Origin of the sequence: Caballeronia choica (assembly GCF_001544535.1) — a bacterium.
GTDB classification, from domain to species: Bacteria; Pseudomonadota; Gammaproteobacteria; order Burkholderiales; family Burkholderiaceae; genus Caballeronia; species Caballeronia choica.
The window spans coordinates 61,030-84,928 of sequence record NZ_FCON02000007.1; the positions used below are offsets into that span (position 1 = coordinate 61,030).

Here is a 23,899-nt window from a genome sequence, read left to right on the forward strand (position 1 = left end):
ATATGACCATCAAAATTCTTGCTCTATGCGGAAGCGCTCGCCGCGACTCCTTGAATCGAAAACTCTTGAACGTAGCGGCGCGTGGTGCGCATGACGACGGAGGCGAGGTGACGTTCATCTCACTGGCCGACTATCAGTTGCCGCTTTATGAAGGGGACTTCGAAATGGAGCGCGGCGTTCCTGAACGCGTGAGAGAACTGCAGCGATTGTTTGCCGAGCATGAGGCGCTCCTGATCGCATCCCCCGAGCACAATGGAGGATATACGGCGTCGCTCAAGAACGCGATCGACTGGATCAGCCGACCTCGCGAAAGCGGCGAGCCCGGCGTTCTACTTTTCGCGAGGAAGGTGGCCGCCGTGGTCTCGGCATCGCCGGGACCGATGGGTGGCCTTCGTTCGATGCTGGGCATGCGGGGTGTGCTGGAAAAGTTGGGCGCCATCGTTATCCCGCAAGGCTTCTCCCTTGGCGCCGCCCACCTGGCCTTCACAAAAGATGGCAACCTCGCCGACGCAAAGGCAGACGCTGAAGTCCGCGCGGTCGGGGCTGGTCTGGTCGGCGTCACACGGCAACTGTCCAGCAGGTAGGGCAGGGATAGTCGGCGCTCGTGATCTCGATCACGAGCGCCTCGATGGCATGATTCGGCGTTACTGGACGAGTGCCATGCACTCGTCGGTCAGAAAGCCGAGGGCCAAACGTGGCTTCGGCATGAACATCAAGAAGATATCGCTACGCGATTCAGTGCCGCCGGATCGGATGGCTATCTCGCATCCGGCGCCTTGACGGTGTACGAAATGCGACCGGCTGGCAGGAAGAAAAGCGCAATGATTGCACCGCCCTTGGCTTCCGGATAGTGATGGCTTCCCGGTGCAGGGGCCGTCCAGCCTCCATAACACCAGCCGTTTGGCCCCGCGAGCGCCGCGCCGTCATTGAGCGACACCACCATGTTGAATTCACCGTACGGGTGAGCGTGGTAGTCGCCACGGAAGCTGCCCTCGGGATTGTTCTGATCGTTTCCGGCGCTATTCATGTAGACGGCAGTGATGCTGAACCCGAACGTCTTTTCAGAAGGCTCGACGAGCCGAGCCCGGCGATACTCGCGCCCGGTAATCTCTATGTTGGCAGCCCAGCCTTCGTCCTCGACACCAATCCTGATCAAGCGGGCCAAATCCTTGTAAAACTCGCTATCCGTGCCGTACTTGCTGTTGAGCCATTCTTCAACTTCGGTCCCCGTGGTCATGTCCTTGACCTCCTCAAGGAATGGAAGGCATCGCGCGATCAGATCGTCCTTGCTGCTCAAAGCTTGGGCTTGTGACATTCAGGTCCTCATTCGGTATGTAGGGAAATTTCTCTTTGCAGGCTGCCTTTCGGCGGCGCGCAAACGGGCTTGGCACTCCTCGAATGCTTCATGCGTCTCTTGGCAGTTGCCTGCTTAGTAAGATGCCATATCGACATTGATCAAAGAAGCGACAACTTTTCAATTTGACAATGCACAGCATGCAAGTCGGGTTCCGCGGCCAACGCGCCGCGGTGTTCCGCTAATTCAGGCGGCGTGTTCAGAGCGGCGCACGCACGTATCGCATGACCTGCAATACCTCTATGAAGACATTTCACTGCGACTTCATGATGATCGTGTCGAATCATCCACGGATGCTTTTCGCGTAGAGGAAGCTATAAGCCGGCGCTTTTATGGTCTATAAAACTCTCGCTGCGCGAGCCGGAAGAATTTTAGTTTTCCTGGGACATGTCGAATGGGTTTGCCGGACCGGCACACTGCGTACTTAGCCTCGTTGTCGTTTCTTATTTGCACCCATAAGCTCGGCCTCCATGAGTCGAGTCTACGTATTTAACTCGTTATCCGAAGCTTATTACAACAATCTCGGAGAGGTCATGAAGCTTGGAAGGATCGTAGCGTTTGGCTTGAGCATGTTGAGCGGATCAGTGTTCGCGCAGAGCAGCGTCACGCTGTACGGCCTGATCGATACAGGCGTGGAATACGTCTCGCATGCAAATGCCATCGGTGATGGTGTAGTTCGGATGCCAGGGGTGAGCGGCGAGTTGCCGTCGCGCTGGGGCTTGCGAGGCTCGGAAGATCTTGGTGGTGCGCTCAAGGCTATCTTCACATTGGAGAGCGGTTTCAATCCGCGCGGAGGGGATCTCGGGCAGGGTGGCCGTCTCTTTGGCCGGCAGGCCTGGGTTGGCCTTGAGGGACCCTGGGGCGCGTTGACCTTGGGGCGGCAGTACAACATGGTCTACTGGGCGCTGTCGGATGCAGACATACTTGGCCCGGATATCCACGGGATTGGTGCACTTGACAACTACCTGCCAAACGCCCGCAGCGACAACACCGTCGTCTACAAGGGCACGTACAAAGGTCTGACGCTGGGCGCGTCGTATTCCTTCGGGCGCGACTCGGCCGGGACGGGGAACTCCCCTGGGCAAGGCCTATGCGCGGGCCAGGTTCCGGGGCAGTTTGGTCAATGCCGTGACTGGAGCACGATGATCAGGTACGACGCGACTCGTTTCGGTTTCGCTACCGCCTACGACGAGCAGCGCGGAGGAACTAACGCGGCCGCCAATTTCTTCGATGGCGTGGCACCGTTTCCTTTGACGTCTGGCGACAAGGACGCTCGTATTCTTGCGAACGGTTACGTCAAGTTCGCGGGACTGAAGGTAGGCGCCGGATGGATCGGACGCGATGTCGAGACGGCTTCTGCCGCAGCGCCCGACGTGCGTTCGAATCTGTTCTTCATCGGTGCCCAGTATTACGTGACGCCGAGTTTTGTACTCGATGGCGAGGCGTTCCGGATCATTGTCCGGGAACAGGATGCGCGAGCGACGATGGTGACGTTGCGCGCCACCTATTTTCTATCGAAGGCGACGGCGGTCTATCTGAACGGCGCCTACCTGTGGAACAGCGCCCATGCGCGCTTTTCCGTGAGCGCCGGTGGCGGAGGAACCACCCCTGCAGCGGGCATGGGACAGCTCGGCGCGATGATTGGGGTGCGTCATTTGTTCTAGCCGCCCGCCGTCATCCCGTGACAAGCGCATCGCGCTTGCCATGAGTGCAGTTGGACAAAGTTCCACCAATTCCTTTTTTCTCATGCTTCAAATCCGGAGTTGTTATGAGCGCACTTGATATGGATGCGTCGGGGACACTCGACGTCCAGAAGTTCATCGACGAACATCCCTTTTCGCGTTACCAGTGGCTGATCCTCTTCATCTGCTTCTTGATTGTTGCCGCCGACGGATTCGACACGGCCGCCATCGGCTTCGTCGCGCCAGCGGTCGCCAGGGAGTGGACGATATCGACCGTTGCTCTCGGGCCGGTGATGAGCGCAGCCCTGGTCGGGCTGGCAATCGGCGCATTGTTGGCGGGGCCTTGCGCCGACAGGATCGGCAGACGCAAGGTGTTGATGGGCTCGGTACTTTTCTTCGGCGTATGGACCGCGGCGTGTGTTTTTGCGTCCGACATCGGGCAACTCACCGTATTGCGCTTCCTTACCGGAATCGGTCTTGGCGCGGCGCTGCCCAACTCGACAACGCTGCTGTCCGAATATGTGCCCGCGAAGCGACGCGCTCTTCTTTTGAACATCATGTTCTGCGGGTTCACGTTCGGCGCGTCTGCGGGTGGTCTGGTATCGGCGGCATTGATACCTGACTTTGGCTGGCGCGCGATCTTCGTTGTCGGCGGCATCGTTCCGATTGTGCTGGCGCTCGGCCTCCTGGCGTTGCCCGAGTCGATCTGCTTCATGGTAGTCAGGAACTGGCCCGCCGAGACAATTCGCCGGGTACTTCGACGAATCGCCGATAAGCCGGCCATCATGGCGTCGCGGTTCGTTGTCTCGGAGCACGTCGAGGGAACGCGGCGCGCGCCGGTCGCGCTTATTCTCTCGGCGCAATACCGACCCGGCACGCTGTTGCTTTGGCTCGCATACTTTATGGGGCTTCTCGTCTACTACACGCTGACAAGCTGGATGCCGACACTTGTTCGCGATGCCGGGTTCACGCTGCGCCAGGCCGCGCTCGTGACCGCTCTGTTTCCGGCTGGCGGGGTTCTGGGCGCATTGGGCTGTGGCTGGTTGATGGACCGCTTTAATCCCTGCCGAGTCGTCGCGTTGGCATTTCTGCTATTGGGCGTCGCCGTCTGGGCCATGGGGCAGAGGATAGACAGCGGACTGTCGCTGGCGTTTCTGACCTTCATCGCTGGCGTCTGCATGACCGGTGCACAGATGTCGATGCTGGCGCTCGCGGCGCTGTTCTATCCGACGGACGGCCGTGCGTCTGGCGTGGCCTGGATGCTTGGCATCGGGCGCTTGGGCGGCATTCTCGGCGCCGTTGGCGGCGGAACGCTTCTGGCGGCAGGCTACAACATGGCTGCTATCCTCACGATGATGTCCATACCGGCATTTGTCGCCGCCGCGACGCTGTTTGTCATGGCCTCCGTGGAAAAGGGGAGTTCCGGATCCATGCGGTCATTGTTGAGCGTCTCCCGTCGTCGCACGGATCTCCCTGCTCAAGCGCCGGACGGCCTGGGGCGGTTGCCCGATGGTCCGCAGGAACGCCCGCCTCATTCGCTCCCGATCCGAGAAGCCGACTTCGTCCGCGATCACGTCCAAAGATAAGCGCCCTTTTTCCAGCAACAGCCGCGCCGCTTCCACGCGCAAATGCTCGACGGCTTTGGCAGGGGATTGCCCGGTTTCAGCACTGAAAGCGCGACTGAACTGACGTGGGCTCAAGCCGGCGACCTCGGCCAGTTCCTCGACGGTCAATGCATTGCGCAAATTGGCGTTCGCATGGTCGATCGCCTTCTGGATCCGGTCGGATTTCGGATCGCGGTCAAGCAAGGTGGAGAACTGCGATTGCCCGCCGGCGCGGCGATGATAAACGACAAGCTTGCGGGCTACAGCGCGTGAAACGTCCTGGCCATGATCCTTCTCGATCATGGCGAGCGCCATGTCGATCGTGGCTGTCATGCCTGCCGAAGTCCAGATCGGTCCGTCGACGATGAAAATCTGATCCTCTTCGACGGCTATGGTCGGAAAACGGCGCTGTAGATCGTGTGCGAAGCGCCAGTGCGTCGTGGCTCGGCGACCGTCCAGAATCCCCGCTGCGGCCAGGATAAACGCGCCTGTGCAGGGTGCCACGATCCGCCTCGACGTTATCAGAGCGCGCTTGACGAAGGCAGTCAATGCGTCAGAGACAATGTCGATCTCGACGCCCGAGCCCAACATGACGGTGTCCAATGCGGCGTCGGAGAAGGGCTGCGTTTCTACACGAATACCTGCCGAGGACAATACGAGCCCTCCCTCTTCAGACAGGAGCGTCACTTCGTATGTCGGCTCTCCGAGCACGACGTTCGCCAGTTCAAAAGCGGTAATTGCCGCGAAGCCCATTAGATAGAAATTCGGGAATACAACGAAGCCAATCGTGTGCATGGTTTGCCCAGGTCATGTCCTGAATCGCTTGTATAAATGACATTTGAGACACGGTCAACGACGATTACTCTCTAGCCATCCCCTCAAACCGCTTATCTCAAGAGCTTTCATATGGATCGTCGACTACTGATACTGGCCGTGGGCATGTTCGCAATGGGGACCGACAACTTCGTCGTGGCCGGTATTCTTCCGGGCGTCGCCGCGTCATTGAATACATCCGTGAGCCTCGCGGGGCTGATGGTCACCTTTTACGCATTGACGTACGCGATCGCTGCCCCTGTCATGGCGGCTTTGGCGGGCGGCTTGCCGCGCAAGCTTCTGCTGGTTTCCGCGCTCGGCATTTTCGTCGCCGGCAACATGATGAGCGCGGTCGCCACGGACTTGCACTGGGTTTTGTTTAGCCGGGCTCTGTCAGGATTCGGCGCAGCGCTGTTCTCGCCTACCGCATTGGGCGTTGCCTCTGCGCTTGCACCGCCGGAAAAACGCGGCCGTGCGTTAGCGGCAGTAACAGCCGGACTGACGGGGGCCACGGCTCTCGGGTCGCCGATCGGCACGTTCATCGGCGGATTCGGAAGCTGGAGAACGACGCTCTGGTTCGTCACTCTGCTCGGGATGGTGGCCATGATCGGTGTCTGGACGATGCTGCCATCCGTTCCCCGTCCTGCATCCGTCACGTTGCGAGATCGGCTTGCGCCGGTCCGCGATGTACGGATAGCGCTCACCCTGCTTACTTCGTTATTCGCCTTCGGCGGGTTCCTCATGGTGTACACGTATGCGGGCGTGGTGCTGCAGCGTGTAACGCACGGCGACGCGCGCATTCTCGCCGCGATGTTCTTGTTGTGGGGCGTCGCGGCGACGGCCGGGAATCTTTTGTCCGGCCGCCTTGTCGACCGCTTCGAAAGCCGCAACATCATCAACGCAATGCTATGGCTTGCCATCATCAATTTCTGTGCGTTGCCGTGGACATCCGCCCATGCAATCAGCGCGGCAGTTGCGCTCGCGATCTGGGGCATATGCGGCTGGGGGCTCATCGTCCCGCAACAACACCGGCTGGTGCAACTCGCGCCAGGCGTGGCACCTCTGCTGCTGGCGCTGAACAATACCGCGACATACTTCGGACTTGCCTGCTCCGGCGTGCTTGGCGGTGCAGTGCTCCAGTCGATCGGCGGGCAGTACCTGAGTATCGTTGCGGCCGCGCTGATTGCGATCGCATTCTTGCTTGCCGAAGCCGCGCAACATCGCATCGATCTGTCGTGCACACGGTACCCCGCGACGACCCATCGCGAGACCGAGCCGGTCTGATTGACCAAGCACTGGCGCTCTGAAATAGCGTCGTCTGTTTAGACGTCGCGCCCATGGAGCGGGGCCGTGCAGACGAGCGCGATGGACCATGGGTGTCGCCACTTGGGGCTCTGTCAGGTTGACGGGCAGGCGGCGGGAAAATAAAGCGATGAAGAAAACGGAATCTCTTTATCACGGCCACCGCTTCCTGCCGTCGTCATCAGCTGCGCGGTTCGCTGGTATTTCCGATCGAGGAGTTGTTGCGCGAACGTGGTGTCGTGGTCACGTACGAGACAATTCGAGGAGCTTTTCGCTTTCTCTTTCGAGCGCTCGGCGACGGCCGCTCTAAAATGCTGGCGCCCTAACTCGTCGCGTTACGATGCAGGCCAGCGTCTCCTTCTACCAATGCATCGACCCGTTCAAAGATGGTGCCCCGCGGCGCAGGAGGATTGGCGATTGGCGCGTAGGCCAGCTTGCGGGCTTCCCTCGCTCCGATACCGAACGCGCGCATGAGCGCGTACATGGATTGCTCGGCATAGTCGGCGGGGGCCTCGCCGGACAAGAGCGTTTCGATGCCGTACATGATCGAGCCAAGAGCAATATCGCGCGCGACGACCACATCCACGGCGCCGAATCGTCCTGCATCAAGGCCTGCCTGCAGATCGCGGGTGAGGTACTCATCCAGCAGGCGGCCTCGTGAACCGCGCTTCGTGCCAACGCGCGTGATGAACGCTCCCCATAGCGGATACCGTGCCGCCATCCCCATATAAAGCCGCGAGCCAACCACCACCCGTTGCGCCGGATCATCGATCGCACGCACGAGCGGATCGATGACCGCGAGCACTTCGTCGCTGCTTTCGCCCGCCACTGCCGACAGCAGTTCCGCAGTCGTGCGGAAGTAGTTGTAGAACGTCCCGCGGGCAACCCCCGCTGCTGCGATGAAGTCATCGATCGTCGGGGCGTCCGCCCCCTTGTCTGCAAAAACGCCCAGCGCGCTTTCAATCAGACGAATGCGCGTCTTCTCACGGCGCAACGCACCGACGCGGGTTCGATGGTTCTCGGTCGATTCTGTCGCGTCCATTGGCTATCCCATTGATCTGCCGTGATTTTAGCAGCGCATACGCTCTGCGGGTTTGTCCTATGCGAATTCATATTGACGAGATCGTCAATATGGCTAGAATTGAAAATGACAACTTCGTCAACACGAGATCGAGTACACCTTGAGGCGTTTCGTCTCGGGGGCCTACAGGAGATAGATATGCGCTTCGTTAGTTTCGAAAAGGATGGCAAGGCAACCCTCGGCGTTCGGGAAGGCGATCACGTGCGCGTTATCGGCGATGAGACGCTCGAGTCGCTTCTCGCGCGTGGCGTCCGTCTGGACGAGTACGCGAGTACCAACATCACGGAGGTAAAGGTTCAAGCGGCCGGACTGAAGTACCTTCCGCCGCTGCAAAAGCCGCCGAAGATCATTTGCGTGGGCCTGAACTACGCCGACCACACCAAAGAAAGCAAGTACGAGCAGCCCGACTACCCGACCTTGTTCCTGCGTGTCAACACGAGTCTGGTTGCGCACGAGCAGCCGATGATCCGTCCGAGCGTGACCGACTCCGAAGGGCTCGATTACGAAGGCGAGGTCGCGGTCGTGCTGGGAACGGGCGGTCGCCACATATCGAAAGAAGACGCACTCTCGCACGTCGCGGGCTATGCGCTCTTCAACGACGGCTCAGTGCGCGAGTATCAGTTCAAGACGCCGCAGTGGACCGTTGGCAAGAATTTCGATGGCACGGGCGCATTCGGTCCCGACCTCGTGACCGCCGATGAATTGCCCGCCGGGGCGAAAGGCCTGCTGCTGGAAACGCGCGTGAACGGCGAAGTGGTTCAGTCGGCGAGCACCGACGACATGGTGTTCGACGTCGCGACGCTCATCAGCGTCATCAGCGAAGCCATCACGCTCGAACCGGGCGACGTGATCGTGTCCGGCACGCCGTCGGGCATCGGCTGGGCGCGCACGCCGCGCCTCTTGATGAAAGCGGGCGACGTTTGCGAAGTGACGGTCGAGAAGATTGGCACCCTGCGCAACGTGATCGCTGACGAAGCAACTCGGTAATTTCCCATCGGCGAAACCGGACGAAGAGCCGGCGCCTATCGAAAAGGAGACACATGGTCATGATCGACCCGGTAGTAGCATCTGCATGCGCGAGTGTTCATTCGATCGATCACTTCGCACTCGACGTTCCCTCACTAGCCGATGCCGAGCGCTTCTTCGGCGCGTTCGGTCTCGATGTGGCAGCAGCAGCCGCGGAACTCGACTTGCGTGCGGCCGATGGTCATCGTTGGGCGCGCATCTTCCCCGCGTCGAGAAAGTCGCTGGCGTATCTGACGTTCAGCTGCTTCGAACAGGATTTCGCAGCGATCCTCGATCAGGTGACGACGGCGGGCGCCGAACTGGCCGCGCCTCACGATCGAGGCGATGCCTCTGGTTTCTGGTTTCGGGATCCGGACGGCAACTTGATCCAGGTAAAGATCGGTCCGAAGACGACGCCGGTCACCAAGGAGCCGTGCGTTGTCGCGTCGAGCCATGCGGACGAGCGCGGTGCGCACATGCGTTCAGCAGCAAAGACCGTTCGTCCGAAACGTCTCTCTCATGTGTTGCTGTTCTCGCCTGATGTCCTTGGTGCGCTCGATTTCTACGGCAAGGCACTCGGCCTGCGTTTGTCGGACAAGTCGCTCGACATCATCGCATTCACGCATGCGCCGCACGGCAGCGACCATCATCTGGTCGCGTTCGCCAAGAGCAGTGCGCGCGGCTGGCACCACGCGGCGTGGGATGTCGATAACATGAACCTCGTCGGTCAAGGCGCGTCGCAAATGGCCGCTGCCGGTTTCACAAAGGGCTGGGGTACCGGCAGGCACGTCCTGGGTTCGAACTACTTCCACTACGTGCAGGACCCGTGGGGCTCGTTCTGCGAGTACTCCGCCGACATCGATTTCGTGTCGGCCGGGCAAGTGTGGCCCGCCGGCGACTTCGCGCCGGAAGACTCGTTGTACCTGTGGGGGCCGCCGGTCCCCGACGACTTCATCCACAACACCGAAGCCGGCGTCGTTTCCGAAGACTGACCGCTTCAAACCCTTTGCATTGATTCGATGGCTGCCGGTTCATCCGGCGCCAGGGCACAACTCGCTCATTTTTCAGCAGGTGAACTGAAATGACAGATCAAAACATCCTCGACGTCGCGATTGTCGGTTACGGACCGGTCGGACAATCTCTCTCGATCCTTCTTGGAGAGCGCGGCTATAACGTTGCGGTATTCGACCGCTGGCCATCGCTTTATCCGCTTCCGCGTGCCGTATTTCACGACCACGAGATCCGTCGCGTGTTTCATGCGATGGATATTGGAGAGGACGTCGAGCGCATCTCGCAACCGTCATCCAAATATCAGTGGTTCAACGCGGACTGGAAGACGCTTGTCGAGATCGACTGGTCGGCGGAATCGATCAGCGACGGCCCGGTGGGCTACCTCTTCAATCAGCCGTCGCTTGAAGCGCTGCTCGACAAGAAGGCCAAGTCGCTGCCAAATGTTTCCGTGCAACAGGGCTGGGAGGCGACCCGATTGCAACAGTTGTCCGACTGCTGCGAATTGACTCTGCGTCGCGGCGCAATGAACGGCGCGAACTGGGATCAGACCGGTGAGACACAGACGGTGCGCGCACGCTACGTCGTCGGGGCGGATGCGCAAACAGCTTTGTCCGCAAGTCGCAGAACATCGAGTTTGACGATCTCGGCTTCCAGGAAGACTGGCTCGTCATCGATCTGAAGCCGAACGATGGCGTGACACTCGACGTGCCCGATATCGGCCAGTGGTGCAACCCGACTCGGCCGACGACAATGGTGCCGGGCGGCCCCGGCTTCCGTCGCTGGGAATTCATGCGCCTGCCGCACGAAACGATCGAAGAACTGCAGAAGCCCGAGAAGGTGTGGGAACTGCTGTCGCCTTGGGTCACGCCTGAAAACGCGACGCTGGTGCGTTATGCCGTCTACAAGTTCCGCTCGCTGATTGCGAGGGACTGGCATAACCGCCGCGTGGTGCTCGCGGGAGACGCTGCCCATCAAATGCCGCCGTTCATGGGCCAGGGCATGTGCTCCGGCATCCGCGATGCATGGAATCTCGCCTGGCGCTTCGATTTGATCCTCAAGGGCATGTCATCGGATCGTGTGCTTGAAGGCTATACGCCTGAGCGTCGTCCGCAAGTGCGCGCGGTGATCGATGCGTCGATCGCGATGGGTCAGGTCGTCTGCATCTCCGACAAGGACGAGGCGGCTCGTCGCGACGAAGCGTATCTCTCTGGTCAAGTGCCGCCGCTGCCGCCATTCCCGGGCTTGACCGATGGGTTGATCTGCAAGGACTCGTCGTTCGCCAGCGAGAGTGTTGCCGGACTTCTCAGCGTACATGGTCAAGTGAAGAACCTGGGCGTTGAATCCCGCTACGACGATGCAGTGCCGAACGGCTTTCACGTCATCGCACTCGACGCACATCCGAATCAGTATCTCGACGCGCAGGGCAAAGCGGCGCTTGCGGCCATCGGCGGGCATTCGGTCGGCGTAACCACCGACGAGGACAAAGCCGTCAAGGATCGAGTGCTGCTCGATGTCAGTGGCAAGTACAAGCAATTCTTCGATGAGCACGGCGTTAAAGCCATCGTCGTGCGGCCCGACTACTACATCTTCGGCGGAGTGAAGAAGCTTGAGGACCTGCCGGCGTTACTGGCCGATCTCGTGTCGCGGCTTCCGATCGCTGAACGCGCGGAAGCGGCCGTTTCCTGAAGAACCCAACAACGGAGGAGAACATGAGGAAGACACTATGCGGGCTGGCGGCGGCATACGCGCTAATCCCGCACGCTCAAGCGCAAAGCAGCGTGACGCTGTTCGGTCTTCTCGACGTCGGCGTGAGCTATGTGAGCAACGAAAAAGGCAGTCACAATTTCAAAGCCGAGGACTCGATCTGGACGCCCAGCATTTGGGGCATCCGCGGTGTCGAGGACCTGGGCGGAGGTTATAAAACCCTGTTCGAGTTGGCGTCCCAGTTTTCGGTAAATAGCGGCGCGGGAATCCCGGGACCGAACGCCGACTTCAACCGACAGGCTTTTGTCGGTCTGTCGAAGGACGATGTCGGGCGCATCACGTTCGGCCAGCAGTACAACCTGATGGCGGACTTCCTTTTCTTCCCGCCCGCGAGACTGGATGGAGCCTTCACCTATGGCGGCCTCTACAACATGCGACAAGGGCCGTTCGCGGCACTCGGCATTCCACAGAATCCAACCGGCTCGTTCGACTTCGACCAGACCGGCGGCACATCGCGCGTTTCGAACTCGGTCAAGGTTGTATCCGCGACCTTCGCAGGCCTGAGGCTCGGTGCGTTGTATGGTTTCGGCAATACGCCCGGCTCGTTTTCCGCAAACAACACGACGGGCTTCGGCGTGAACTACGCGATCGGCGGCTTCGGCATGGCGGCCGCGTATAACGAAACCAAGTACGCGGCGTTAAACAACGGTCACGACGGGATTCGCAACTTCGGAGGCGGGCTCAGTCAGACCATCGGCGATCTGTATCTCAACGCGCTCTACACCAACACGCGCAATACGCTAACGGGGGGCGTCGTGCAGGCGGTTCAGGCCGGCGGGTTGTATACGTTCATGCCGGACATCCGGCTCGGCGCCAACTATCAGTACATGAAGGGCAACGCGCAGTTGAGCCACAACAGGGCACAGCAAGTCACGAGCGCCGCTCAGTACCTCCTCTCCAAGCGCACCACGTTGTACGCCGAAGCGGTCTACCAGTGGACGGGCGGCGACGTCGAAGGCGGACACAACGCCTGGATCAACGGCGCGGGTCAATCGAGCACCCCGCATCAGTTCATCGGCCGCCTCGGCTTGCAGACCGCTTTCTAGACCGTAGCCCTTCCCAACGCACGCGCGAATCCATCGCGCACGCGGGACTGTCGCCCTGGCGACGCCGCTTATCAATCTGGAGTTTACAAGCATGGAACACAACACCGGTTCCAGGTGGGATACCGCCTATGAGTGGAAGGCCGTGGCCTTGCTGTCGCTGGGTTTTGGACTGGTTGGTATCGATCGCTTCATGATCATGCCGCTCTTTCCCATCATGATGAAAGATTTGCATCTCGACTATCAGGACCTTGGCCACATCACGGGTGCGCTGGCCGTCGCGTGGGGAGTTTCGGCGATGTTCATGGGCAACCTGTCCGACCGCGTCGGCCACCGCAAGGTGATCATTCCGGCGATCATCGTGTTTTCGCTGTTAGCGGGCTTGAGCGGCCTTGCAACAGGCGTCGGCTCGCTGATCCTGATTCGCGCGGTGATGGGCTTTGCCGAGGGCGCGTACACGCCTGCGAGCATTATTGCGACTCTTGATGCATCAAAGCCGACGCGTCACGGTCGCAACATCGGCATTCAGCAGATGGCGCTGCCACTGTTTGGCTTGGGCATCGCGCCGATCCTCGTGACGCAACTGCTCAAGGTATTGCCGTGGCACTGGATCTTCGCGGTCGTGTCGATTCCATGGTTGCTGGTTGCTTTCTTGATGTTGAAGGTGCTGCGCAATACTCAACCAGCGGCTGCTGCATTCCACACGGCGACGCACGACGCCGCCCCCCACAAGTGGACCGATGTCTTTCGCTACCGGAACATATCGTTGAACATCGTCGGCATGCTGTGCTGGCTGACTTGCCTCGTCGTATTGAGCGCGCTTTTCCCCAGCTACCTGATCGACTACCTGCACCTGAGCATGCAGCAGATGGGCTATGTGCTTTCGGCGATTGGCTTCGGCGGCACGCTTGGCACCCTCGTCATGCCGGCTCTTTCCGATAGACTGGGCAGAAAGCCGGTCATGATCTTCTCGGTGGTCGGAGCGGCCGTCTTCCTGTTCCTTCTCATGCGGACCGGTGCGGACCCGACGTTGCTTTTCATCTACCTCACTCTCACGCTGCTTTTCGTTTTCAGCATGATCACACTGACGGTGGGACCGTTGAGCGCGGAATCGGTGCCGGCGAAGCTGATGTCGACGGCTTCGGGCCTGGTAGTCGGTATTGGCGAAGTGTTCGGAGGCGGGCTCGCGCCGGCGCTCGCGGGTTATATCGCGAAGCATTTCGGCATTCAGTACATCATGCATCTTGGGCTGGCCGCGCTCGCCATCGGATTCGTTGTCGCGTTGAGTCTGAAGGAAACGGCGCCCTCCCGGACCCGCGTGCAGACGCCTGCCGTCGCATTGGACTGATGGCGCGATGGGTTGAGACTGGCCGGCGGATCGGATAACTCTGAACGCCCTCAGGCCGCCCGGGATCCCGGACGGCGGACCGAAAGCCGGCCTGATGCTCCGCGCGAGCAACGTGACCGCCGCATCCTAAGCAATGGCCGCATTCGGCGCGAAGCTGCCAAGCGCCGGGCATCGGCTGCCCGGCGCCTTGGCCGAGAAATGGCAGCCGACCATGCGTGAGCAAGCGGCCGTTGGACTTTGAGTGCGGTCGTTGGCACACCTGCGAGTCGATTCACGGGATGGGGCTCTTCACTTCGACAGATGCAGCTTCTTCGATAGCACGATACCCCGCTGCGGGCTCACCAGCCAGATGGCGTGGATGTTGGCATACAGCGTCGAGGTTCTTGTTGTGATGTCGGTGGGCTCGTCGTTGCTGGGATCGCTATGTTCGCGTCGGTCGGTCAGGTAAGGCGGCGCCATGCTGCACATCAGCACAATCGCGAAGTCTCCATTCGCTTCGGAGAACGCCGCCTGCGAGAGTGTCACGCGTCCGTGAACCGTGGTTTTGTTCCCTTCGCCGGACTTGAGCTCAATCAGATCGATATGCTGGATGTACCCCTTGGCCTTCGCCTCCGGCGCCACCACAAGCTTTCGACCGCGCGGTCCGGTTATGGTCTTCTTGAGCATGATCACGCCCGGATTGTCGTCATCGGACAGATCTACGTTTACCGTCAACACGTGCGTCTTTGACCGATATCGTATCCCGTAGGACGCCGGTACGACGAAAGCCAGGTCGCGGTCGAGACTGGCTTTCGTCGAGTCGCGATCGCTTGGCGTCTTGGGGACAGGGACGTGGATCAGATTCCGGATGCGATCGCTCAACGAAGGCGAGTTGGCATTGAAGCTCTGCTCCGCCAAGGCGTCTCTGATGGCAACCGGGTCGTCGCCCACGAAAGGCCGCCTCGACAGGGCATCTGCAGAAGCGGAAATGTCAGGCTCAGTCGCATGGGTAGCAGTGGCTGAGTCTGCCGACGTCCCGGCGTGCGCCAGCAGCGACATGCAAACCAGGGCGCAAGCGGCGTTCGAACGGACCAACATGGTTTTAAGATCAGCCACGACAAACCCCTCCAGGATCAAGGCAGTCTATCGCAAAGCCTTGCACGGTCAACTCGACCGCGCGGCAGCGGCCGTAGGCACCGGCTTGATCCGTTCTTCGTCAGCTCAGCAATCCCGGCGGCAGGCCGAGAACCTCCCGGCCAAGACGTCTGCTCGAATGGCTGTTCCGCTTTGGAAGCTGGCGTAGCGATCGCGTCGGGTCGAAGGGCACATGGGGGTCGGGTACGGCCAATCGCGCGCCGACAGGGCTGGTGAGACAACGCTGGCGTAATCGCCGGCGCGCACGCGGTTAATCGGTCGAATTTTCAAGCGGTGTCGCGCATGCTCTGATCGTCGTCGGGCAGAAATCCATCGAGTCGGGTCGTGGCGATACTCGCATCAAACCAGGTTGGCTCAGTTAGTTCAAACTGTACGGGGGCGCTGCGTCTTCGCTGAACGACCTGTGCCCGCAGCAAGACCTGATTGACGTGGGTGACATCGCGAACTCGCAGACTGACAAGGTCACAGCCGCGCAGTTTGCTGTCGATTGCGAGGTTAAACAAGGCAAGATCGCGGACAGCATGAGCGTTCTGGAGGTGGATCCGGATGGCCCAAGGATCTTTGAGCCTGAACTGTGGCTTCTGGCCGACCAGCCTGACTTTGTTCCAGGCCTCACCGGGTTGTTCGGTCTTCATGGCGCACTCACACAAGAAAGACGGGAGTTTCATTTTGAAACACGCACGAGTGAAGGTTCACAATCGTGCCGATTCTTGCCACTGGAGCATCCCTACCGGCGTGGCCCGACGGCGGGTCCATGCCGACACTCGTTGGATGGGTACCGGCGGCGTCCCGGCCGATGCCGTCGCGGGTGGCTTTCGTTAGAATCTGTTTTCGATTCGTTTTATTCGTCTATTACAGGAGGCGATCGTGCCAGGCTTACTTCCCGATGTCGACCGCGAGGGACTTCTCGAATATTCAGTCGTTTACACCGACCGGTCAATCAATCATATGTCGCAACTCTTTCAAGGCGTCGTACGCGATATTTCCGGCGCCCTGAAAAAAGTCTACACCGCGAAGTCGGCCGTTGTCGTCCCCGGCAGCGGGACTTTCGGCATGGAAGCCGTCGCCCGGCAGTTCGCGACGAACAGGAAGTGTCTGGTCATCCGCAATGGCTGGTTCAGTTTCCGCTGGTCGCAGATTTTCGACATGGGCGGCATTCCGTCTGAGTCAGTAGTGTTGAAGGCGCGTCCGGTCGAAGAAGGAAGGCAGGCCGCATACGCACCACCTCCGATCGAAGAAGTGGTCGCGGCGATCAAGGAAAACAAGCCGGATCTGGTCTTTGCGCCACATGTCGAAACCGCATCCGGGATGCTGCTGCCTGATGCCTATTTGCGCGCAGTGTCTGACGCCGTTCATGCCGTCGGCGGCATGTTTGTACTGGATTGCATTGCCTCCGGTACGGTCTGGGTGGACATGCAGGCCAGTGGCATCGATGTCCTGATCAGCGCACCGCAAAAGGGATGGAGCGCGTCACCCTGCTGCGCACTGGTCATGCTCAGCCCTCTCGCCCGCGAAAGAATCGACTTGACAACCAGCACCAGCTTCGCTTGCGATCTTCGCAAATGGCTACAGATCATGGAGGCCTACGAGAACGGTGGGTTCGCGTACCACGCCACGATGCCCACGGACAGTCTCGCGACGCTGCGCGACGTCATGAAGGAAACCGAGGCATACGGCTTCGACAAAGTGAGAGCAGAGCAGCTTGAACTCGGCAAGCGCATTCGCGCACTCTTGACTGGTGCAGGTTTCAAAAGCGTGGCGGCCGAAGGTTTTCAGGCTCCGGGCGTCGTGGTCAGCTACACGGACGACGACGGCATACGATCCGGGAAGAAATTCGCCGACGCCGGCTTGCAGATCGCGCCCGGCGTTCCCCTTCAATGCGACGAGCCTGAAGATTTCAAGACCTTCCGCATCGGATTGTTCGGCCTGGACAAACTGCATGACGTCGAAGGCGCGGTCGCCAGGCTCGCTAAGGCGTTGGACAGTATTCTTTAGAGCGCTTTTCCGGAAATACTTGCGAATACAGGGGGTCAGGTCAGCCCACCGGCCGTAGGCAGCACGAAGAAATGCTGCAGCGCGTCGCTCGCCCGGCCTTGCGCGGAGAGCCGGCGGAAAGCCTCCACATGGTTGTCCTCGGTCAATCCGAGCCTCGGGTTCGCCCGCGTGTATTTGTCGACGCGATGCTGCGCGTACGGCAGCCACAGGGTGGGCGCATCGTACCAAGGCGCGCGCACCTCGGCCTGGTCGTTGTAGAAGATGATCTTGCGCTCGATCGCCTGATTCTTGAGGTCGAACCAGTTGCGGAACATGTACCGGATCTCGGATGTGGTAATGGGCAAACCCTTCGTGCCGCCCATCACGCCGTAGCTCGTCTTGTTGACGACGTCCTCCGACTTGATGCCGTCGAGGATGTAGTGGACGATCACCTCGCGCTGGCGCGAAATGTACTCGATGCCGAACTTGCAGGCGCGGCGCACGGCAAGGTGCAGGCGCAGCGCGGCAAGCTGCTGCGCGGAAAGTGTCGCCGTACCGGTAGCCGACGCCAGACGGTCGTCACCTTTTGCAAGCGAGCGGAGCGTCGCGGCGCCGACCCGTTGAACGGCATACCGGGTCTGGCTTAGCAACTGATGGTAATGCAGGATGCGCGGCTCGGTAGGACGGGCTAGCGTTATACGGTCGATCTGGGAAAAGTCCCCACTTGTGATGGGCTCATTGTAGCTATTGATGTATGTGCCTTGCTTCTCGATCGCGGTATAGACTTCGCTAGCAAAGTCGTCCGGGAATTGGTCGCCTTCTTCCATCGCGCCGAAGCGCGCCTTCGCTTCGGGCGGCTGGGCCTGGTAGATTTTCTCGATATACGCAAAAACGTAGGTTTCGCGCGACCCCTGCAGCCCGTAAAGGACGTCGTGACGAAACGGATCAAAGTTGTTCAGGAAGGCGGTCATATTGGATGACTCCCTATGTGCTTCAATGATTTTACGGAAGGCGATCGTGCTTCTGCGTAGCTCCTTAACTTTCCAGGATTCTTTCCCACGCGCCGGATCGAGCCGAGCGGAACACGGCATCGATCACGCGCATATTTGCACGCGCATCTTCTAGCGGAATAGCCTGCGGGCTTCCACTCAATATTGCCTCCGCGAACGCGGCGGCTGCGATGCCGTATTGATCGCATACCGGAAGTTCCAGCCAGCGATCAGACCCGATACCGGTGCTTGTGTTTTCACTCACCAACAGACGCGTCGGTCGATCGCTTGGCGCATTGAAGGGAATCTCGACCTCGATCCGCCCCTTGGTTCCGTGAAATTGCATCCGCTGATAGTTATGGATCTGAGTCGAGTAAAAGAAACTCGCCTGCACACCGTCGAAATCCATCAGCACAGAGCCAAGCCGGTCCACTTCGAATATCGGATCCTGCTCCATCAGGGCAACCACTCGTCCTGGCTCGGACCTGGTAACGAAGCGTGACATCGTGATGGGATAACAACCAATATCGAGCAGACCGCCGCCACCCAGTCCGCTCTGGTTGCGGATATCGTGCGGGTTTGTGTTGTTATAAGTGAAACCGCCGGACACCGCCCGCAATTCGCCAATCACCCCTTCGTCAATCAAGCTCCGCACCTTCAACCATTGCGGATGCGTGCGAACCATGAAGGCTTCCTGTATGCATCGACCGTTCCTGTCGCGCGCAGCAATGAGTCGTTCAACCTGTTGGGCGTCCAGCCCGATGGGCTTCTCACACAGGACGTGCTTGCCCGCCTCGACCGATTTGATCGTCCATTCCACGTGGATGTGATTGGGTAGCGGAATATATACCGCATCGATTTCCGGGTCCGCCAGGAGCCCCTCGTAACTGTCGTATGCGACAGTCAAACCATATTTGGCTGCGGCTGCCCGAGCTTTCTCCTGAGATCGCGACGCGATGCCCTTCACCCGACACTTTGGTGCGCTGTGCATGGCCATGACAACCTTGTCGTTGATCTTCGCGGCGCCCAGGATCCCCCAGACAATTTCATCCCTTGCCATGACTTTCCCTTTTCCGATTCAGTATCTGAGGAGTAGAGCGGGCTGAACAACCGTGTGAGTCGGCAAGTCCATGAGCCCGGGAAGGACCAGAAGCGTCCGATCGTGCCAGTTTACACTCGGTGATTGCGATCGCCGATACAAGTTTGCTGGTCGAAGCCGACGTCCGGATGACCGAGTGAAATTGCGGTCGAAAATCGTCTTCTGGCTGAACCCGGCCCGACGTTGAACCGGCGGAGTGCTTGCCATTGACCGGTTCGCGTAGGGCAGGAGACGACCCGCTCTTAAAGTCTAACGGCCATTCGCTCATGCCGGATCGCCTGGCGCTGGTCGGTCTCTGCCGACATACGGACCAGGTCACGAAAAATCTGTTAGTGATCTCAGTACGATGAGCGCGAACACAACATCAGGGGATGTCGCGCGTATCGTCACCGTGTCTTTCGGCCGAATGCGTATCCGAATCGAGGTGCGCATATCGTCTTTGAATGCGCGCGAGATGGTCACGCATCATTTGAATCAGCACACGCGTCGATGCTGACAACGGGGCGTCGTAGCGATGAATGAACGCAAAGACCTCGTAAAGCGGCGGATCAAGCGGCGTCCATCCAAGACGATCTGCGTACCCCAATTGATGAAGGATCGGTTGTGACGCAATGACGTCGCCCACGCCTTGTGCAGCCAGCTCGAACCCCGTCTGCTGATGATCCACTTCGATGATCGGATTGAGGATCACCCCGGCTTTCTCCGCCCGGGCCGTGAGCGTCGTTCGAATGGAATCGGAAGTATTCCAGCGGGCCTCCGTCAAAATGAGAGGCGCGTCCGCTATCTCCTCGATGGTTTTCGGCCGTTCGACCCTGCTCGGCTCCGCGCTGATATAGCCCACGCGTGCCGACCACACCGGCTCGCTGACCGCGAGATTGCGCTCGTTCAGCGGAATCATGACGAGCCCCGCCTCGAGTTCGCCGCGGCTCACCGCCTCGGCAATCTCAGACGAGTTGTTCCCCACGATCTTCACCTTCATCTCCGGGAAACGGGTTCGAAACTCCTTGATCAGGTCCGTGAGAAAGTAGTGGTGCGCCGTTCCGAATGTGCCAAAGCTCGCGACGCCGCCCTTCAGTTCCCGAACCGACTGGACCGCCTCGTAGCCTTGTCTCGATGCAGTGATGGTCGCTTGGGCGAATGGCTGAAGCCGCCGACCCGCTTCGGTCAGCATGAGCTTCCGGTTCGTGCGAATGAACAGCGTGGTTCCCATCGACTCTTCCAGCCGGATGATCTGGTCAGAAAGCGTCGGCTGCGCCACGTTCAGCAGCTCCGCTGCCTTGGAAAGCGTGCCGTGTTCGATAGCGGCGAGAAAGTAATGGAGCTGCTGAAGCGTCATCGCTGTCTTGGTCGTTGAAGAAGCCGCAGGATGAATTCCGTCCGTCGCGTTGTCCGGTTTCGATACGGCGTGCAAGTCCGTGCGTCGTAAGCACGCGACGGCCTCATCGGCGCAACCTGCCGCGAGCTCATGGAAGCCCGGATGATCCAGCCATTGTAGTCCCTGCCAAAATAGCGGCTCGATTAACGAGCGATGCTTGCGGAGCGGCTGCCGCGAAAGAGCTTCACTTCGCAAAATGAAGGCACGGCTCCGCGTAGCCCGCTTGGGCGCCCTCGATAAAATGCCCTATTGCTCGTATGACACGATCTGGGATCCGCCGGCCGCCTGATCCGTGGGGAACACCTCGATACGAGAGACATCGACATAGTCAGGCAGTGTCATCGCCCGGCCTATGAGTTCCGCGATATGTTCCGGCTGAATCGAGCGATAACCGTCGTAGAGTTTCTCCTTCGCTGTCGTGTCGCCAAGCGCCGTCCGGTAGAAGTGCGTTTGTACGCGTCCCGGTGCGATCTCCGTCACACGGACTCCGCTGCCGAGCAGATCGCAGCGCAAGGCATCGCAGAACATGCTGATGCCCGCTTTCGTGGCGCTGTAACCCGCGCAGTTCGGATGCGGATACCGCCCGGCGCTCGATCCGACAAAAAACAAATGGCCTCGCTTTCGCTCCAGCATCCCCTGCAGGGCCATGTGCGCGATATGCAACGGCGCACGCAGATTGATGTCGAGCATCAAATCGATATCCGTCTCCGGTCGCTCTCCAAATTTTCCCGTGCCGGGCAACACGCCCGCGTTGTTCACCACGACGTCGATCTCCTCCCGCATGAACAGCTCAGCGAGTCTGGTCGTGTCCTGAAGATCGATGACGGTTGTCTCGACATCGCATTCGCGCGCCAGGCTTTTCAGTTGTTCGGCATCGCGATCGATCGCGTGAACCCGCAGTCCTTCGCCCACGAGCCTTCGGGTAACGGCGCGTCCGATACCGCTCGATGCGCCAGTGACGACAGCGGACTGGTACGGCAAACTGTTGGTGATTCGACTCATGATTCCTCGATGAAGTGGTTGCTTGTAACAAAATCCATCCGACAGCGCGTGCGCCGATCGCCTCGCAATCGTTCGCGCGTCAATAGGCGTAACGACGCAGCAGGCGGCTCTCGACCACACCGACCAGCCGCGTAAGCGGAAACGCAACGAGAAAGTAGATCACGCCGACTGCGGTGAGAAACTCCAGCGGACGAGCGGTGTTGTTCGAGATGTTCTGACCGACGAACATCAGGTCCGCAATACCTACACTCGAGATGAGCGCGCTCTCCTTGAAGAGACTGATCACGTTGGAAAGCAGCGGCGGCGTCGCCCGCAGCAGGCCTTGAGGAAAGATCACATACAGAATCTTGACTCTCGGAGTGAGGCCGAGTGCCATCGATGCATCGTGCTGCTCGGAGGCGATCGATCTCAATGCGCCGCGAAATGTTTCGCTCGTAATGGCGACCATATAAAGCGTCAATGAAAGCAAAACTGAAACGGCCGGCGCGATCGAAACGTTGAAAACGACCGGCAGACAAAAGAACATCCAGAACAGTTGAATCAGCAGCGGTGTCCCTCGGAAGAACTCGACATAAAAACCCGTCGCTGCCTTGACGAGGCGATTCGACGACATCCTCAGCAAGCTGAGAACAAAGCCCCCAAGGCTTCCGACGATTGCGCACCCGACCGTGAACGCCAGGGTCATGCCGAGTCCACGCAGGAGGACGGCGATGTAGGGATAGACCACGTTGATGTGGGACATCTGCATTCTCCTCAGCGCTGAATTGACAGATCGTGCCGACGCTCGACCATCCGTACGATCTGTGAAGCCGGAATCGAAAGGGCGAAGTAGATCAGAGCAACGAGGCTGTATGTTTCGAGCGGCCGGTACGATTCCGTCGCCAGTTGGCTGCCCACGTACATGAGGTCCCCGACAGCGACGATCGCGACCAGCGCACTTTGCTGAAGCGCTCCGATGCCGTTGGTCATCAGGACCGGTGCAGCCACGCGCAGCGCCTGCGGCAAGACGACATAGAACGTCCGCTGCCAGGGACGAAGCCCAAGTGCGACACACGCGTCCAGATGTTCCTTCGGAACGGCCTGCACGCCGGCGCGATACGCTTCCGCATTGAACGCCGTGACATTGAGGCCCAGAGCCAGGATCCCGAGCGGCACCGGCGCGATGAAGAAGTCGAACATCATCGGGATGCAATAGAAGAACCAGACGATCTGCAACAGGGCCGGTGTACACCGAAAGAACTCGATGAACATTTGCGCGGGCCATCTGACGAATCGCCACCTGCTCATCGTGACGAGACACAGGAGAAAGCCAAGCGTCAGGCCCATCAAGTTGGAAGCGACGGTCAATTCAAGGGTGATCTTCAGTCCGCTCAACAGAAGGCCGAGCTTGCCATGGAGGAAGTCGAAATCGAAGTGATAGTCCACGGTGAACTCCTCAGTCGAGATGCAGGACTTTTTCGAGAAACTCGCGCGTGCGAGCTTCCTTCGGCTGACGGAACAGGTCATTCGGCGGCCCCTGTTCCACGATCGAGCCGTTTGCACAGAACACGACCCGCGTACCGATATCCCTTGCAAAGTGCATGTCGTGCGTCACGATGATCATCGCCATCTTCTGCTCGGCGAGCTGCATCATCACGCTTTGTACTTCCACGACCATCTCGGGATCGAGCGCCGATGTGACCTCGTCAAAGAGCATCAGCTTCGGCTCGAGCATCAACGCACGCGCAATGGCGACACGCTGCTTCTGTCCTCCCGAAAGCTGGCTCGGATACGCATGCAGCTTGCTTTCGAGCCCGAGTCTCGCGAGATACTTGCGGGCCCGCTCGGTCGCCTCCCTGCGTGACAACCCGCCTACTTTTACGGGCGCGAGAATCAGGTTGCCCAGCACGGAGAGGTGAGGGAAGAGCGTGTAGTGCTGAAACACCATCCCGATCTGCTTTTGCGTCTTCTTCTCGAGCCGGCTGGGTTTGCTCCGATCAGGACTGTAGATGTAGCGCTCACCCTGGAAGCGGATTTCGCCACCCTGAATGCCTTCGAGCCCCATCATCACGCGCAGGAGTGAGCTCTTCCCGCTACCGCTTGGGCCGATGATGACCAGCCGGTCATCGGCGCGCATGTCGAGCGTCATGCCGTTCATCACGACGAGATTCTCGCCGTATGACTTATAGACGTCGCGGAACTCGACAAACGCCGGCTCGCCCGTCGTCTCACACGCGACACTGGCCGGGTCGAGTTCGATGCAGGTTTGAACATTCATGGTGGCATTCCAACTTTGGTGTCTTGCCGTCGAAACTGGCTGCAACGGAGATTGGCATCTGT

Annotated in this window: 21 protein-coding genes and 2 pseudogenes; 11 read left to right on the forward strand and 12 right to left on the reverse strand. The window is 59.6% G+C overall.

The annotated features are described in order from the left end of the window. Window positions 1–2: 2 nt before the first annotated feature. The gene (locus AWB68_RS04890) at window positions 3–584 is read left to right on the forward strand and encodes an NADPH-dependent FMN reductase (RefSeq protein WP_087643232.1); all 582 of its coding nucleotides are present in this window, start codon (window positions 3–5) and stop codon (window positions 582–584) included. Between the two features lie 173 nt (window positions 585–757). On the opposite strand, the gene AWB68_RS04895 is transcribed toward AWB68_RS04890, so the two are convergent. Continuing rightward, on the reverse strand, window positions 758–1,315 hold the full coding sequence (locus AWB68_RS04895; protein ID WP_087643233.1) for a 4-hydroxylaminobenzoate lyase: 558 nt from the start codon (window positions 1,313–1,315) through the stop codon (window positions 758–760). Window positions 1,316–1,887: 572 nt separating this feature from the next. Here AWB68_RS04895 and AWB68_RS04900 point away from each other — a divergent pair. Continuing rightward, window positions 1,888–3,018, forward strand: a complete 1,131-nt coding sequence (locus tag AWB68_RS04900; protein WP_087643234.1) for a porin — start codon at window positions 1,888–1,890, stop codon at window positions 3,016–3,018. A gap of 104 nt (window positions 3,019–3,122) precedes the next feature. Further along, window positions 3,123–4,442, forward strand: a pseudogene (locus AWB68_RS04905) (aromatic acid/H+ symport family MFS transporter); the annotation flags it as partial. A 30-nt stretch (window positions 4,443–4,472) separates the two neighbouring features. Here AWB68_RS04905 and AWB68_RS04910 read toward each other — a convergent pair. Beyond that, window positions 4,473–5,435 carry a GlxA family transcriptional regulator gene (locus AWB68_RS04910; RefSeq protein WP_087643235.1) on the reverse strand — a complete coding sequence of 321 codons (963 nt, stop codon included), beginning with the start codon at window positions 5,433–5,435 and terminating at the stop codon, window positions 4,473–4,475. A 111-nt stretch (window positions 5,436–5,546) separates the two neighbouring features. Here AWB68_RS04910 and AWB68_RS04915 point away from each other — a divergent pair, with 111 nt between their 5' ends. Then, a complete protein-coding gene (locus AWB68_RS04915; protein WP_087643236.1) occupies window positions 5,547–6,737 on the forward strand; it encodes an MFS transporter in 1,191 nt (396 codons plus the stop codon). 340 nt (window positions 6,738–7,077) lie between these two features. On the opposite strand, the gene AWB68_RS04920 is transcribed toward AWB68_RS04915, so the two are convergent. After that, entirely contained in the window at window positions 7,078–7,749 is a 672-nt protein-coding gene (locus tag AWB68_RS04920) for a TetR/AcrR family transcriptional regulator (protein ID WP_235028212.1), read from the reverse strand. Between the two features lie 225 nt (window positions 7,750–7,974). On the opposite strand from AWB68_RS04920, the gene AWB68_RS04925 reads away from it, so the two are divergent. The 6 genes and pseudogenes from AWB68_RS04925 (at window position 7,975) to AWB68_RS04945 (ending at window position 14,007) form a co-directional block, all read left to right on the forward strand. Further along, window positions 7,975–8,823, forward strand: a complete 849-nt coding sequence (locus AWB68_RS04925) for a fumarylacetoacetate hydrolase family protein (protein WP_087643238.1) — start codon at window positions 7,975–7,977, stop codon at window positions 8,821–8,823. 59 nt (window positions 8,824–8,882) lie between these two features. Next, window positions 8,883–9,833, forward strand: coding sequence for a VOC family protein (locus AWB68_RS04930; RefSeq protein WP_235028213.1), 951 nt, complete (start codon window positions 8,883–8,885; stop codon window positions 9,831–9,833). 89 nt (window positions 9,834–9,922) lie between these two features. Further along, a pseudogene (locus AWB68_RS51975) lies at window positions 9,923–10,926 on the forward strand (bifunctional 3-(3-hydroxy-phenyl)propionate/3-hydroxycinnamic acid hydroxylase); the annotation flags it as partial. Window positions 10,927–10,995: 69 nt separating this feature from the next. Further along, on the forward strand, window positions 10,996–11,538 hold the full coding sequence (locus AWB68_RS51980; protein ID WP_510183568.1) for a hypothetical protein: 543 nt from the start codon (window positions 10,996–10,998) through the stop codon (window positions 11,536–11,538). 23 nt (window positions 11,539–11,561) lie between these two features. Next, window positions 11,562–12,662, forward strand: coding sequence for a porin (locus AWB68_RS04940; protein WP_087643240.1), 1,101 nt, complete (start codon window positions 11,562–11,564; stop codon window positions 12,660–12,662). Window positions 12,663–12,753: 91 nt separating this feature from the next. Next, window positions 12,754–14,007: an MFS transporter gene (locus AWB68_RS04945; RefSeq protein WP_087643241.1), complete on the forward strand. Its 1,254-nt coding sequence runs from the start codon at window positions 12,754–12,756 to the stop codon at window positions 14,005–14,007. Window positions 14,008–14,295: 288 nt separating this feature from the next. On the opposite strand, the gene AWB68_RS04950 is transcribed toward AWB68_RS04945, so the two are convergent. Both AWB68_RS04950 and AWB68_RS04955 read right to left on the reverse strand, forming a co-directional pair. After that, window positions 14,296–15,084 carry a hypothetical protein gene (locus AWB68_RS04950; RefSeq protein ID WP_087643298.1) on the reverse strand — a complete coding sequence of 263 codons (789 nt, stop codon included), beginning with the start codon at window positions 15,082–15,084 and terminating at the stop codon, window positions 14,296–14,298. Window positions 15,085–15,407: 323 nt separating this feature from the next. Beyond that, window positions 15,408–15,776, reverse strand: a complete 369-nt coding sequence (locus tag AWB68_RS04955) for a site-specific integrase (protein ID WP_374729553.1) — start codon at window positions 15,774–15,776, stop codon at window positions 15,408–15,410. A 232-nt stretch (window positions 15,777–16,008) separates the two neighbouring features. Here AWB68_RS04955 and AWB68_RS04960 point away from each other — a divergent pair, with 232 nt between their 5' ends. After that, complete coding sequence (locus tag AWB68_RS04960; protein ID WP_087643242.1) at window positions 16,009–17,136, forward strand: aminotransferase class V-fold PLP-dependent enzyme; 1,128 nt, start codon at window positions 16,009–16,011, stop codon at window positions 17,134–17,136. 35 nt (window positions 17,137–17,171) lie between these two features. Here the strand turns inward: AWB68_RS04960 and AWB68_RS04965 are convergent, their stop codons facing one another. The 7 genes from AWB68_RS04965 to AWB68_RS04995 all read right to left on the reverse strand — a co-directional run bounded on the left by AWB68_RS04965 (window position 17,172) and on the right by AWB68_RS04995 (window position 23,837). Beyond that, window positions 17,172–18,206 carry a hypothetical protein gene (locus AWB68_RS04965; RefSeq protein ID WP_125482875.1) on the reverse strand — a complete coding sequence of 345 codons (1,035 nt, stop codon included), beginning with the start codon at window positions 18,204–18,206 and terminating at the stop codon, window positions 17,172–17,174. After that, window positions 18,151–19,164 carry a Gfo/Idh/MocA family protein gene (locus AWB68_RS04970; RefSeq protein ID WP_087643244.1) on the reverse strand — a complete coding sequence of 338 codons (1,014 nt, stop codon included), beginning with the start codon at window positions 19,162–19,164 and terminating at the stop codon, window positions 18,151–18,153. Before AWB68_RS04970 ends, AWB68_RS04965 begins: the two co-directional genes overlap by 56 nt. A gap of 403 nt (window positions 19,165–19,567) precedes the next feature. Continuing rightward, entirely contained in the window at window positions 19,568–20,539 is a 972-nt protein-coding gene (locus tag AWB68_RS04975; protein WP_087643245.1) for a LysR family transcriptional regulator, read from the reverse strand. A 285-nt stretch (window positions 20,540–20,824) separates the two neighbouring features. Beyond that, window positions 20,825–21,580: an SDR family oxidoreductase gene (locus AWB68_RS04980; RefSeq protein ID WP_087643246.1), complete on the reverse strand. Its 756-nt coding sequence runs from the start codon at window positions 21,578–21,580 to the stop codon at window positions 20,825–20,827. Between the two features lie 79 nt (window positions 21,581–21,659). Continuing rightward, entirely contained in the window at window positions 21,660–22,322 is a 663-nt protein-coding gene (locus AWB68_RS04985) for an amino acid ABC transporter permease (protein WP_200828633.1), read from the reverse strand. An 11-nt stretch (window positions 22,323–22,333) separates the two neighbouring features. After that, on the reverse strand, window positions 22,334–23,005 hold the full coding sequence (locus AWB68_RS04990) for an amino acid ABC transporter permease (protein WP_087643248.1): 672 nt from the start codon (window positions 23,003–23,005) through the stop codon (window positions 22,334–22,336). Window positions 23,006–23,015: 10 nt separating this feature from the next. Next, window positions 23,016–23,837 carry an amino acid ABC transporter ATP-binding protein gene (locus AWB68_RS04995; protein WP_087643249.1) on the reverse strand — a complete coding sequence of 274 codons (822 nt, stop codon included), beginning with the start codon at window positions 23,835–23,837 and terminating at the stop codon, window positions 23,016–23,018. Window positions 23,838–23,899: the final 62 nt, after the last annotated feature.